Here is a 13,196-nt window from a genome sequence, read left to right as displayed (position 1 = left end):
CCGGAGGATTCAGACCCCACCTACACTCCGGATTGCGATGAGCCCCTTTACTAGTACTAGTAAAGAATTCCTGGAATGGTGTTTGTGTTCTTGGCGATACAACATGCCTACGCTCTATTGAAACACAAGCAGCATCTGTTTGGAAGTCCAAAATGACCGCAGATGGGCGGCGCAGGTACCCTTGCCTCCAGTTTATCCGGCACCGGCTAGCGGCTTGCCATTTGGAGGGCGGACACCTTCCACTTGCCATCAATCAACTTGAACGTTGTGTACACCGTGAATTTCGACCCGTCGTGCTTTTGGTGCTGCGGGTCGTGGTCGACGGCGCTGTTCTTCGCCTCGTTCGTATGCTGAGTTGCCGCGCTGGTCGTCACTACTGTGTCGGCCGTTTGCGAGATCACCGTCGTCGAGTCAATCGAGACGGTCTGCCAGTACGGCTCTTTGTCCTTGATGTTGCTGCTCTTGTCGTAGTGGGTAATGAAGTTCATCTCAATCGCCAGTGCGTTAAGTGTCTTTTGCCCTGACGGGCCGTTGACGAATGTATTTAGCGCCGCATCACTGCGCCAGCCAGGCACAAGAAGGGCATCGGCATAGATCTCCCCGTTCTTCTCTGCGATCTCCCTTGGGAAGGCGCTCTGTGCGCCAAGATCGAGATACTTGTTCAGGTTGGCTTCCGTCGCCCCTGCCATGTTCCAGCTGCTGAGCCTGTCTTGGCCAAATGTCTTGGCCAGTTGCTCTGGCGTGAGCGAGCCGTCGAGCTCAAGGCTCTTCACGTTCAGCTCCTGTTCGGAAGGCGCTGGCGATCCAGTCTCGCCAGATGTCGCTGCAGCAGATGCAGATTTCTCAGAACCAGCAGTGGGAGCTGGCTTCGCATCTGGGCGGGTCGATGCACCAACAATCGCACGCGTGGCTTCCTCTACGGCAACAACACCTGCGATGCCGAGGCCAGCAAGCAAGAAGTTACGACGGCTGAGAAGCTTCCGCTCCTTCTCCTTCTGAGCTGGCGCCTCGATGAAGTTGGCCGTCTCAGGCGAGGCCGTATCAATGACCTCCTGGGCAAGATCGGGCACCTGGTTATCCACGAGCCCCTCCGCGTGCGCTTGAGGGAGTGAGGTGTTGTCGAAGGCTTCGCCGACGCGCTGAATGTGCGGTGGCAGTTCGCCTGGGTTGGTGGTGGTGCGGGGGTTTGGACGTTCGATGCTCATGATCGTGGGTTCCTTGCGCGCTTACGTGGGCGCATGAATGTTGTTGACCGCCAAAGTCCGGGGGAGGCGTTCGCCTGCAACCACCGAATGGCAATGTCTTATATATACCACAAACGGCATATTTTGTAAAGACCCTCATGCTTTGCACCCCTTGCGCACCCTGAATGTGATCATCTAAAGATTCCCATACATGTGTGGGCAAGTACAGGTGAGGTCGGCATCATTGTGGATATGTGACTCGCCCGCCCGATTACCCGCCTGAATATGCGGCGTACGCACGCGAGTTCGGGCTCAATCTGGCCAGGTTGCGCACCGCGCGCGGATTGACGCACCGCGATATGGCGGAGATAACCGGCATGGCCGAGAACACCTACCAGCGGCTTGAGAGCGGCCAATCCAAGGCCGGCGTTCCACTGAATCCACAGCTGCGCACGTTGCTGCGGATCAGTCAGGCTCTTGAAGTGCCTGTTGGTGACATCATGCTCGGGGGCGCCCCAGATCTCACCACGGGGCGACGCGCAATGAGGTGATGTATGGGCACAGAGAGATTCCCATACATGTATGAGGGTGTCTTGATGGTGTGGGCCGCAGGGTGGATAAGTGGCCCGACCCCGCAAACCCCCGCGAACGTGGGATAACTATGCGCGAGATCTGGGTGTAAACCTGCAGCGACTGCGGCTGGAGCGTGGGCTTAGCCAGGAGCGCCTGGCGCACATCGCAGGCATCTCCTCGTACACGTACCAGAAGTTCGAAAAGGGCGAATCCAAACCCGGAACGCCGATGAACCCGCGACTCAAGACCATCGTTGCGCTGGCGCAGGCACTCTCGGTTGAGCTGGCGGACATTCTCCCTGTAGGCATGCCGGATGTGACTGCTGGACGGTAGACGCGGCTACCCGGAGGCTTGAGTGATCCATGTACGCGTTGCCGACTCCAACATGCCGATGATCCGTAGCTCATTCTCCATGCGCAGCGCCGGCTCGGTGGCAAGAAAACGAGCCCCGGGGATGGCTACGACTTTACTTTGGAGTCAACCAAATCCGGGGCAGTCACTTCTGAGCGTCTGCTGACTACAAAGAAGTTCCTCATGTTTCGAACGCCAACACAAATCTGACGGGACGATCTCACGCCGCGACCGGCACCAGCCCATTAACCAACCGGGAAATTTCCGACTTCTCGGTTAGCGCTAGCTCCCTCCCTACCCCAGCAAGGTTTGCTTTCTGGGGTCCGAAAAGAACTTTGCGCAGCAACAGTGACATCTCTGGAACAATGCCACCTGGCTCGCTTGTTCGGTATCCTTGCTCGGCCAGCGTTATACACATGGACCGATACTGCCAGTCCGACATCAGGTTCAGCTCTTTGAGCCGGTACGTCGTCGCCATTGCAGAAGTCTTCCAGTAGGCCTTAGCCGCAAGAATTCTCTCTTGGCTGGCTCCACCCATTCCTTGAGCGAGCACTCCCGTTCTGGGCATCAGGAGGCTGGAAGCGAACCGGTGCGCTTCAGCTTCCCGTTCCTTTGATTCGCTTGCAGTCATCTCGAGATCTCTGTGCAGTACAAGATGTCCGAGCTCGTGGGCCAGATCGAAGCGTTGACGCTCCCCCGACTTTGATGTATTCAGAAAGACATATGGCGTACCATCCCGCGAGAAGCAAAATGCATCGATACTGTCGAATTGGTGCGACAGGGACAGCACTCGAACACCGTTGGCTTCTAAGAGGTGTAACAGGTTCGGGATCGGCTTGTCCCCAAGGTTCCAGAGCTTTCGAATGATCTCCGCAGCCGTCTCGGGCAGGTGCTTCCCAAGATCAGGGACATCCGGCGTCGGCAGGCTGAACTTCCGCTCAATTATCTCGAAGAACTCGATGCCTACATTGGCAGACGCCAGGGCAGCATCCCTCATGAGGGCACTGGTTTTGCTCAGCTTGCGGAAGCTGGCGGCAGCGGGCGCCACTGGGTCAACGGCGTCTCGGTAGAAGAATTCGGCTTGAACTTTGAGGGCCTTTGCGAGACGCTCAATAACCTCGGGTGAGGGTTCGCGGTCAGCTGAGTTCTCGTGGGTCGTGAGAGTACGTGTAGACACATCACTGACCTCGGCGAGGCGCTTGAGCGTCCAGCCGAGACGTTGGCGTGCCAGTCTTAATCGTGAAGGTGTAAACATGGCGCTATGAAGGTTATCAGCGAGCTGCAGGGCAGTGGCTATTGAATCGACGGGACATCGAAATCGATGCCACCGTCCTCGTCGTCGTTGCGGAAAATATCCAAGTCGGTGTCGAGGCGCAGAGATTCAATCGGAATCTCGCGGCTAAACCCTACGATGCTCCCCTGCTTGTCAGGTTGAGCCGGACGTGCCAAGGAGATGCGCATCTCTTCTTCTACTTCTTCGTGTAGCAGGAACCATAGCGGCGCCTCTTGGAGCATTTGTTCGAAGTCTTCGTTCCCGCGAAATTCCTCAAGGTCGAAGGCCTGCTGCCCAGGGATCAGCGCTACATCAAGATCATCGAGAGTAGCAGGCCCTTTGGGTCGCGTCCGAGGATGCTTCTTCGGATCAGAGTTCGCCACGTTTACCGCCGACGAAACGGCAATAGCAATCAATCCATCCGGATGGATAGTGCGTTGTTGTCCATTGACCGGACGCCGGTGCCAACCATGGTTAGTCAGGGCGACAGCCAGATTCTCGGTGATGTCGTGGTATAGATCGGAGCCTGGCGTGCTCGGGGCGGCCAGCGAAGTGCGTCCGCGCGAATGTGTCCAAGCCGGGCGGATACAATCATGAATGAGTTCTTCAGTCAGCCCGAAACCCTCCAAGCTGTACTCGTGAGTCGGCTCACCAAAAAGAAACGCAGCGTCACCCATAGGCTGCCTCCAATCCCATCGTTGCTGATTACAATACCACGATCGTGGTCAAAAAACACGCAACACGCTTCGTGCTCAAAAATCTGGCCCCAAACCCATGGCCACCATCTCAAGGTCGAAGCACTCATCAGCATGCTCCTCCAGACACCTCGTCCTTATGCCATTCCAAGACCAACCACCTCAAGTCCGCCCCAAACGATCTGCGACTAGCTCGGATCGTTCACGGCGAGCGAGATTAATCGAAACAATCTGTAGCTAGCACTCTGGTAATTGATGTTGGTATTGTTTGTGCATGGCAGACCTTGGGGAACTGGAAGCGAAAGTCCGGCAAGCCAAATTGGCTGCAGAGAGCGCGGCATCTCTGGAAGCTGCCGCAGCGGAGGCTGTTCGCAGGGACTTCCTACACGCGGCTCAATCGAGAGGCATCAAGCCCACACCGCTGTATGAACGGACGATGCGGGTGCGTAAGATCTTCAAGAAGCTCATTTACGGCATGGAGTATATTGCCGATGGCTGGGCATACCACTGCTCACGCGACTACTTCAATGACCGCAGTACAGACCACCATTTTCACTGCTCGTTCATCACTACCAAGGGTGAACTTTATAGCTTCGACTTTGGCGGCGGAGTTTCAGACGACAGAATGCAGCAGATTAGCGCCTACTCCTACAAGGTCCTGGGTGCTGATCCTATCGTTGGCGGCAATTTCTCTGGGCCACGCCTCCCCTCTGTATGTGTAGGAGATGCGGGTCGCATGGCGGAATACCTCGCAAGCTTTGATAGCTAGCCATACTGATTAGGAGGCGTGACTGGATTCGGTTCGCCACTTCGTTTTCCATGGCCTGCCATATCGGCACCTCCCGGGCAAGGCATAAGTCCTTCATGAAGGTGACGACCGCAGCGTTGATCACCGCCAGCGGCGCGGACTACGTCATGACGGTAAAAGGGAACAAACCATCCCTGCACCGGGTGCTGAAGGCCCTGCCCTGACTGCAGACCCCTGCGACCAGCGCGGCGCACAAGAGTCGGGGACGCAGAAGCCGACGCACGATCAAAACCACAATCGCTCCTGCCTGGATCGACTTCCCTGGCGCGGCCCAGATAGCCCGGCTCCGCCGTACCGTGACCCAAAAGGCAACCGGGAAGAAGAGTGTTGAGATCGTATACCTGATCACCAGCGCCGAGACTGATCCGACCACCCTGACGTCCTGGGTCCAGGAACACTGGCATCTCGAGAACAAATTCCACCGGCTCCGGGATGTCACCTACAGAGAGGACCTCCGAGAGCCGCTGCCATGGGCATGCTGAAGCTCGGGGTGCGGATGCAGAGCAGTATCGCCTACGCGCTGGGGGGGATCCAGCGCATTCACGCCAGTCCTGCGGAGGTGGCCACTTCGGGAAGCCACCTCTCTGGGGCGAATAGTGAGGTGCCGTCGTTCATTGGCGAGGATCGGATGATCGATATCAACAATGTGCCCCTGGACGATCCATCTACCTATGAACTGATCCAATCCACTCACACGCTGGGGTGCTTCCAGATCGAATCTCCAGGCCAACGGGAGTTGGTTGGAAAGATGGCGCCACGGGAGTTCGGGGATCTCGTCATCGACATCTCGCTCTTCCGTCCTGGCCCCATGAAGAGCGACATGGTGCGGCCGTTCCTTGAGCACCGGCATGGCTTCGCCACTGCCAAGTATCCCCATCCGAGCCTGCGCCCGATTTTGGAAGAAACGCATGGCATCGTCGTTTTTCACGAGCAGTTGATCCGCATTTTTCAGGTCATGACGGGCTGCAGCCTGTCCCGGGGCGATGAGTTCCGGCGCGCCCTCGGAAAGGCCAGCAAGGAAGAAATAGTCGAAGCATTCTTCCGCAAGCATGCGGCCAACCGTGGCTACCCTGCACGCGTCATTGAGGAGGTGTGGGGCACGCTGAAAGCATTCGGCAGTTTCGGCTTCTGCAAAGCACACGGGGCGGCCTTCGCCCTGCCCAACCGCCTGGCTGAAAGCACACCACCCAGAAGCATTCCTGGCCGGAATCCTCGAGCACGATCCCGGCATGTACCCCAAGCGACTCCTAGTAGCGGAGGTGCGCCGGATGGGCGTGCCGATCCTCCCGCTGGACATCAACAAGAGCACCGAACACTACCGGGTCGAGCGGCTGCCAGATCAGCGGCTGGGGATTCGGCTGAGTTTCAACGGCATACGTGGGCTGAGCCAAGCCGAAACACAGCGGCTCGTTGCCGGGCAGCCATACACCACTATCGACGAACTCCGGCATCGTGCGAAACTGTCTCGGCCGAATATTCGCCGCTTGGCCGAGCTTGGTGCTCTCGACGCCATGCACCACGATGCCGGAGGGGCGGCCAACCGGGCTGATCTTATTCGCCACCTGACGGCAATCTCAGCACAAAAAACTGTCACCCGACACCAGCACATAACTGACGGCCAGCTCACCCTTCCGTTCGAGGGCGATCCCGAGCTATCGGGGCTTCCGGCAGAGCTGCCCGATGTAACCCCGGTTGAGCAGCTTAAGTCCGAACTCGATCTGATGCACCTCGACGTGAGCGCTCATGTCATGGACACGCATCGCGCACTTCTGGACTCGCTGGGCGTCACGACAGCCGACAAGCTGCTTGGCCTGCGCAACGGCACGGAGGTGCTGGTCGCGGGTATTCGGGTGGCGACCCAAACCCCACCGATGCGGGGCAACAAGCGGGTGGTGTTCATTTCGATCGATGATGGGACGGGCTGTGTTGACGCTACCTTCTTCACCGAAGCCCAAGAGCGCAGTGGGCCATTGCTGTTCAACACCGAGCTTCTCCTGATCCACGGCAAGACACGACGAACCGGGCCGAGCGGAATCAGCATTGGGGCGTTGGAAGCGTGGGATTTGAGGAAGACGGAGACGTTGCCTGCGCCGGGGCATCTGGGGAGTTCCGACCGGGCACGGGACAGTTGGCAAGGTAACCGAGTTGGCGTCCGAGAGCTCAGGATTGGCGAGGAGCCTCCCGATCGGATGAGCGCGGTGAACTCGGATGGTCGCGAGCGTTCGCTCTCGTAGTCGATGCTAATCCGCTGGCAGGCGAACTTCCATTGTTGTTATTTCTACCTCTTCACACCCCAGCACAGTCGGCTCATACTGAGTGGTAGATATGAACCAAGATGAATTCACGAAACTATTCACGTACATGCAGGATATGCGTGGCGATCTCCAGCAAGAGATACGCGATCTTCGTGCTGAAACGACGGAAAACACCGATCGGATCTTGACAGTACTTGATGCCAGTGCGGATCGCACCGATGCCGACGAAACCGAGCGAGCCGCACTGACTGCGCAGGTCGACAGGCACGAGGATTGGATCGTGGCGTCGGCGCCCAAAGTTGGCGTTGGCTATCCGCTGAAATCTATTTAGAGCCGATCCGGTTCTGGAGACTCGTCCGCTCTCTCCATCTTTCCTGCTCGGCGGAGTCTCCAACGCCCGAAGTCACCCGCGGAGCTAGCTCAGCATGGGTTCTGCGCCCCGAACGACCGGCACAAGTCAAAGAGCCCCAAAAGCACAGCCGGAGGATACTCGCGGTAGCCGTCCAGGTATCCCCGCGCGGGTAAGGAAAGTCGATCTGGACCGATGGGATGGGGTTCAAAGAAGTCAAACCTCTCGAGCATCTGTTCAAGCATCTCGGCCTGTGGGAGCGAAAGCTCACCCTCAATGAAGTCCATGGCCTCGTTCCAGAGTGGCTCGTCCCAGACCGTTGCTTCACCAAGCAAGGAGTGCAGCTTCGACGGGCGGAGCGAGCTCGCGTATGCGGGGAATGGTGCTGAGGTTTTGGAGTTTGACATATCTGTCACTAGTTATGCGCCGACTGCTCAGAAATTGCAAGAGCAACTGATGCCGGATGAGCTGAATGTGCCCTGGACAGCCGAACGGAGCCGGCTGTCCCCATCCGTATCGGAGGAACGCATCGGCGAACATTCGGTGACGGTCGACGGCTAACATCTCCCTTATGGATCCGCTTACGGAATCAGAGTGGCGGGCAGTTGGGCTGAACCCGGTCGTAGTCTCTGCACGCCTTGCTGCACTCGACGCTCTCTCCGATGCGTTTGACTACTTTGCAACGCACACACATGTGATGGGGCATATGTTAGGGCCCGACCGAGTTTCGGGAGTATCGTCGACCGGCAATGGGGACGAGCCGCTGGTCGCAGCCAGCTTCGTCCTTCATACCGGCAAAGTTCTTCTGGACGGCATCCGCACACTACACCAAGCCAGCAACACCTACGCCGTGGCAGCTCTTGTTCGGCAGCTTGTCGAGGTGGAGTATCTGGCCTGGGCATGTGCCGAGGACCCTGCCGAGGCGCGAGAGTGGTTCACTTCCACATCAGAGAAGCGTCGTTCTCGGTGGAAGCCCGGCGACCTTCGAAAGCGATCGGACGGACAGTTTCGGGATTCAGACTATTGGCAGCACTGCGAGATTGGTGGGCATCCCACACCGCGCGGTGTTCGCGCTCTCATCACAGGCGCAAATCAAGATCTGATCGCCGAGATCACTGTCGCGGAAGCTGTCAAACACGCCTTCCGTACATGGGGCTTCGCCCTCGAGGTCCTTCCCGATGAGCTCCGACAGTCCTGGACGGAAGACCGGTGGGAGTCCTTGAATCAGAAGATCGGGCACTGGCAAAACGAGGAGCCGTTTGGCAGGCTCCTCGAGCAGAACGATGCCGAGTAGCCGCCTCAGATCTCGCCCAGCCATCAGGCGGCTGCCGCTTGGAAATATTGCACTTTGATCACGTCGCAGGATTCTGGTCCCAGCCCCTTGCAGAGACGCCCACCCTCACCCTAGATTGTGAAGGGAGTCACAAAGATGTGATTCATCCACCCGGACCAGGCGAAAGGCGGCACGTCGGTGACAGATCCCGTTACTCACCCAGCCCCTACCGGGTGAGAAGCCGGAGCCCTTCTGGACCCCGACGTCATGGCCGTTTTTAGCCTTCCAAGTTCGAAGGAGCGCGCCATGGACGCAAATAATCCGCCCAATCGGATCGACACGACTCCTCAGTCGGAGAGCCCGCCACCGGATCGGGGAAGCCGATCCCGAAAAATTGGCGCAATGATTGGGTACGCCGCAGCTCTGTTCCTGGGATTGTCATACGCGGCCCTCCAAGACAAAGACGTACTTTTGTTCTGGCTCTTTGTTACTGGCGTGATCTTGTTCCTGCCGTTGTACCTGGTGGTTTGGCACCCGAAACGGCTCAAGATCATCGAGATCAACTTCAGCTTCTGCAAGCTGCATGCACCCGAGTTGCTTGCCAAACTGAAGTTCTGGAAGAAGAGAGAAAAAGTTTGGCATGAAGATGCGCCTGCGATCTCGTCCCGCCCGACGAGGACAGACATGCCGGAGTCAGCCCCCAATATTTCAAACAAGAAACTTGACAAAAAGCTCCAACAGATCGCGAGCGATGACAAGAGTCTAGAAGCGAAGCCAGGAAAGAAAAACGGGAATAGCGCTATCAGGAAGGGCGCAAAACGCAAGAAAGCCAGCTGATCTCAGCTAAGCGTCCTGTAGCCTCGATGCCTCAAGTTCATCGAGCAGGCGTCGCACAATGTTTTCGGTGTGATGAATCATTGACAGCATCACCTCGACCCCACGGTTGTCGAGCACGCCGCCACCGGCCAGGAGTGCGTGAGTGTCAGTTGTGGCCTGAGCGGTGCGGCGGACGCGGCAACTCCACCATTCAAAAATCGCCGCCGCATCCTCCGGATCCAAAGTGTCACCGAACCGCTCAATGACGAGTGGGTGGTTGGTGGCAGTGTCGGGGTGCTGGGCTACCTCGAACCAGGCAAAAAACTCAATCCGTGCACGTTCGAACTGGCTTGCTGCGAAGGTGCCGACGGTCTCCGTGGTCAACTCGTGATCTTGCCGCCATGTCGCATCTGGCTCTGTGGATTCGTCTGGAGTGTTTGTCTTTCCGAGGATGAAGCTGGCCATGCGAGTCCACCTTGAACCTCTGAGAGGTTCGGAGGATCCTTCTGGCAGCTGCTCACGCGAAACATCCCCAGGCTTAGCTGGGGAATCAGGGTCGTGGGGTATGAAATTGTTGTCCTGCTCCATCTTTGTGGAGCTGATTATGGACCTACGCTTTGAACCTGTCAATGTCCCGCCTCCAAGGTACGAGTCATTCTGGTTGTTGTGGTGCGGATGGATGAGCGACATCTGCGTATGCGTCTTGTCTCTATGTCTACCAAGAAACGACTGAACCACAAGAGGACGCGCCGTGGATGAGACACAAGCGTATCTCGCAGGGAACCGCTGCGATAGGTCGCGCTGGGATTTTGTTACCTAAGCGCTATCGAGGCGGGGTTGTGGTGTCGCCACACCGCGCTAAATGCTCAGTCGCCTCGGTGCACGCTGGACAGATCCGTAGGTAGCAATGCCAGAACTCCCCTACCTTGGCTATCATGATCAACCATGATGGAAGGACCGCCATCAGACCATGACAACCTGGCGCACTTTACCTGCTCCAGGCCGTTCCGCCTGAGTCGATCAGCGAGCACTGCAACTTCTGTATCAGGGAAATCTTGGCCGAGCACAATCCCCACCAGCGAGGTGGCGATGGGTACGAACTCCTTCTCAGCTTCACCGATCGCAAGGTATCTGTATTCGTTTTCAGACTCCCAGTCGCGATTCTTCTTGAAAAAGAGATCGTCGCGATGATCCCGGACGATCCTTGCAATGGCATCTTTTACCTGCCCCGCACGAAGTTCATCGGATGAATAGGTCAGAATCCTCTGATAGTGTCCGAGCTTCACGTCCTCGTATGTGATGGCACCTTCGTGGATGTCGAACGAATTTTCCTCGCTCAGCAGCTGAAGAGATTCTCCCCATCGCTCCCGGTCGAAAATCAAGCACACGCCGGAATGGCGATCCGCATACTGATGCCACATCCGAGCCCTTGCCCAACCTCGGTGAAACGGCAACCGGAATGTGGGCTGGTCAGTCTCTCGGTCAAGGGTGAAGCAAGCAAGCTTCACCCCTTCACGGGCATCGCGCACCAACGACCAGAGCCGTCCTATCTCTTCGGGCTGGTCCAGGGCTTCGTCATGAGTCAGCTCAATACTCCCGCCCCAACCTGATGTTTCACGGGGATCGTTAGTCGCTGAATACGGACCCATCATCAGTGCCCGGCTTTCCAAGATCCTAGCCAGGGTGGAAGCAGACGTGTAGTGATACAGGTATGACTCGTCAGGGTTGACGCGGTTGGTAAAAATTGACTGGCTACCACCCTGAAATTCTTCGATCACGAACTGATCCTATCCCTGGCTGCATCTGGGCCAACAGCCAAGCATCACAGGATCAGGAGCAATGGTCGTCACGCTGACGGCTTACCTTGCCCGAGCAGAAATAGCCGTGCGGTGTCGTAGCTGACGCCGACTTGCTTGGCGATGGCTCGGATGATCAAGCCCTGTTTGCGGAGTTCCAGAACCTGACGTTCAATCTCGGGAGTGAGGCCCTTCTTCCTTCTGTCGATACCCCGATTGTCCAGCAGGCGGAGAAGGGACGACTTGGAGACACTCATCTCCCTGGCGATATCGTTTGCCGACTCCCCTGCCTTATATCGGCCGACAATCTCGTCCAACTTCGCCTTGCCAAGCCGATCCACCAGACGATAGCGCTGGCGAGGGGACCCCGACTTGCGCCTCGGCTGCCCGGGCTCTTCCGCAGCAGCCCGTGCCAACGCAGCGTCGATCGCGTCCAGTCGAGCCAGCTTAGGGAGGGCCTGCTTCGAATACTCTGCGAGCACCCCGACTCACCGAAGGAGCCCGGATTCAGGAGACTGAATCCGGGCTCCTTTCGCTTCTGACAGCTTCGCCCACCGTCCACTCGCGCACAGTCGCGGCGGCAGTCACTGTGCGCAAATGCTCGGTCGATCCCCTCACAGCCGGCCGCTCAGACAAACGCGCCCATGCCGGTCACCGCGCGGCCCACAATCAGCGAATTGATCTCGTAGGTCCCCTCGTAGCTGTACAGCACCTCGGCATCACCAAACAGCTTGGCCCCCTCGTAATCGCTGACGATGCCGTTCCCACCCAACAACGATCGGCAAGCCGCCACGGAGGCACGAGCCAGCCGGGTGGTCGTGGCCTTGACCATGGCGGCCTGGGCCATCTCCGCCTGCCCGTCTTCCTGGAGCCGGGCGAACTGGATCATCAGCGCCAACGATGCCTGGGCGTTGCCCAGAATCTCGGAGAGCGGCAATTGCACCAGCTGGAACTTGGCCAGCGGCTTGCCGAACTGCTGGCGACTGAGGGCATGGGCCCGGGCCACGTCGAAGGCGGCCAGCTGGATGCCGGCGGCCTGCCAGCCCACCCAGGCCCGCGAATCCCGCAACAGATCATTGGCCGCGGCAAAGGTGCTCGCTCCCGGCAGCAGATTCTGCTCCGGGATCCAGACGTCATCGAACGCCAGATCGGCATTCTGCATAATGCGCAGGCCGATTTTGTGGTTGATCTTGCTCGCCACGAAGCCTGGCCGGTCCGTCTCGACCAGAAATCCTTTGATGGCGCCATCCTCCGCGTCCCGTGCCCAGACCAGGGAAACATCCGCGATGGTGCCTGCGCCGATCCACCGCTTGGCCCCGTTGAGCAGCCAGCCGCCGTCGACCCGCTGCGCCACGGTGCTCAGGCCGCCGGCAATATCGGAGCCGTGATCGGGTTCGGTGAGCGCAAAGGCGCCGAAGGCCGCAAAGCTGCCCAGCGGCCCAAGCCATCGCGCCCGCTGAGCGGCGGAGCCCAGGGCGTGGATCATTCCGACCACCAGCTCATTGTGGATGCCGACCAGCGCAGAGAGCGAGACGTCGGCCCGCGCCAACTCGGTGTACATCAGCCCCTTGAACAGGGCCGAACTGCCATCGATCTGAAGGCGACCCAGTCCCAGATTCCCCAGCTCCTTCACCAGATCAAAGGGGAATTCTTCGCGGTTCCAGAAGTCGATGCTCTCCGGCCGGACCCGGTCCTGGAAAAACCTCCGCAGGCGTTGGTAGCGCAGGCGCTCCTCCGGGCTGAGCAGCTCCACGACGTGCAGGAGATCTGCCTCAGGAAACGGTACTTCTGCTGACACGGCCCACCCTCTTCGAGAATCCGAT

The 13,196-nt window shown here is 58.3% G+C and carries 13 protein-coding genes and 1 pseudogene; 7 read left to right on the top strand and 7 right to left on the bottom strand.

Annotation, left to right across the window (positions count from 1 at the left end; genetic code table 11):
• Positions 1 to 206: 206 nt before the first annotated feature.
• Positions 207 to 1,205 (bottom strand): hypothetical protein, encoded by a 999-nt coding sequence (locus QQM37_RS11880; protein WP_285727753.1) that lies wholly within the window; start codon positions 1,203 to 1,205, stop codon positions 207 to 209.
• A gap of 233 nt (positions 1,206 to 1,438) precedes the next feature.
• Here QQM37_RS11880 and QQM37_RS11875 point away from each other — a divergent pair, with 233 nt between their 5' ends.
• On the top strand, positions 1,439 to 1,735 hold the full coding sequence (locus tag QQM37_RS11875; RefSeq protein WP_285727751.1) for a helix-turn-helix domain-containing protein: 297 nt from the start codon (positions 1,439 to 1,441) through the stop codon (positions 1,733 to 1,735).
• Between the two features lie 70 nt (positions 1,736 to 1,805).
• The gene (locus QQM37_RS11870) at positions 1,806 to 2,090 is read left to right on the top strand and encodes a helix-turn-helix domain-containing protein (RefSeq protein ID WP_285727749.1); all 285 of its coding nucleotides are present in this window, start codon (positions 1,806 to 1,808) and stop codon (positions 2,088 to 2,090) included.
• Between the two features lie 238 nt (positions 2,091 to 2,328).
• Here the strand turns inward: QQM37_RS11870 and QQM37_RS11865 are convergent, their stop codons facing one another.
• Together QQM37_RS11865 and QQM37_RS11860 are read right to left on the bottom strand one after the other, a co-directional pair.
• Positions 2,329 to 3,363, bottom strand: coding sequence for an XRE family transcriptional regulator (locus tag QQM37_RS11865; RefSeq protein ID WP_285727748.1), 1,035 nt, complete (start codon positions 3,361 to 3,363; stop codon positions 2,329 to 2,331).
• 38 nt (positions 3,364 to 3,401) lie between these two features.
• Positions 3,402 to 4,058: a hypothetical protein gene (locus QQM37_RS11860; protein WP_285727745.1), complete on the bottom strand. Its 657-nt coding sequence runs from the start codon at positions 4,056 to 4,058 to the stop codon at positions 3,402 to 3,404.
• Positions 4,059 to 4,350: 292 nt separating this feature from the next.
• On the opposite strand from QQM37_RS11860, the gene QQM37_RS11855 reads away from it, so the two are divergent.
• The 5 genes and pseudogenes from QQM37_RS11855 (at position 4,351) to QQM37_RS11835 (ending at position 9,598) form a co-directional block, all read left to right on the top strand.
• A complete protein-coding gene (locus QQM37_RS11855; RefSeq protein WP_285727743.1) occupies positions 4,351 to 4,845 on the top strand; it encodes a hypothetical protein in 495 nt (164 codons plus the stop codon).
• Between the two features lie 418 nt (positions 4,846 to 5,263).
• Positions 5,264 to 7,118 (top strand): annotated as a pseudogene (locus QQM37_RS11850) (helix-hairpin-helix domain-containing protein); the annotation flags it as partial.
• A 91-nt stretch (positions 7,119 to 7,209) separates the two neighbouring features.
• Positions 7,210 to 7,470 (top strand): hypothetical protein, encoded by a 261-nt coding sequence (locus QQM37_RS11845; RefSeq protein ID WP_285727742.1) that lies wholly within the window; start codon positions 7,210 to 7,212, stop codon positions 7,468 to 7,470.
• A 589-nt stretch (positions 7,471 to 8,059) separates the two neighbouring features.
• On the top strand, positions 8,060 to 8,782 hold the full coding sequence (locus tag QQM37_RS11840; RefSeq protein ID WP_285727740.1) for a hypothetical protein: 723 nt from the start codon (positions 8,060 to 8,062) through the stop codon (positions 8,780 to 8,782).
• 285 nt (positions 8,783 to 9,067) lie between these two features.
• Complete coding sequence (locus QQM37_RS11835) at positions 9,068 to 9,598, top strand: hypothetical protein (RefSeq protein WP_285727738.1); 531 nt, start codon at positions 9,068 to 9,070, stop codon at positions 9,596 to 9,598.
• A gap of 6 nt (positions 9,599 to 9,604) precedes the next feature.
• Here the strand turns inward: QQM37_RS11835 and QQM37_RS11830 are convergent, their stop codons facing one another.
• The 4 genes from QQM37_RS11830 to QQM37_RS11815 form a co-directional block, all read right to left on the bottom strand.
• Complete coding sequence (locus tag QQM37_RS11830; RefSeq protein ID WP_285727736.1) at positions 9,605 to 9,961, bottom strand: hypothetical protein; 357 nt, start codon at positions 9,959 to 9,961, stop codon at positions 9,605 to 9,607.
• Between the two features lie 482 nt (positions 9,962 to 10,443).
• Complete coding sequence (locus QQM37_RS11825; protein ID WP_285727734.1) at positions 10,444 to 11,355, bottom strand: DUF2971 domain-containing protein; 912 nt, start codon at positions 11,353 to 11,355, stop codon at positions 10,444 to 10,446.
• Between the two features lie 68 nt (positions 11,356 to 11,423).
• Positions 11,424 to 11,855: a helix-turn-helix domain-containing protein gene (locus QQM37_RS11820; RefSeq protein WP_285727732.1), complete on the bottom strand. Its 432-nt coding sequence runs from the start codon at positions 11,853 to 11,855 to the stop codon at positions 11,424 to 11,426.
• A 146-nt stretch (positions 11,856 to 12,001) separates the two neighbouring features.
• Positions 12,002 to 13,171 (bottom strand): acyl-CoA dehydrogenase family protein, encoded by a 1,170-nt coding sequence (locus QQM37_RS11815; RefSeq protein WP_337250249.1) that lies wholly within the window; start codon positions 13,169 to 13,171, stop codon positions 12,002 to 12,004.
• Positions 13,172 to 13,196 lie beyond the last annotated feature (25 nt).

It is taken from the genome of Psychromicrobium xiongbiense (genome assembly GCF_030271165.1).
Lineage (GTDB): Bacteria > Actinomycetota > Actinomycetes > Actinomycetales > Micrococcaceae > Renibacterium > Renibacterium xiongbiense.
Note: the sequence above shows the minus strand (reverse complement) of the source record. Positions and strands in the feature narration are given on the sequence as shown.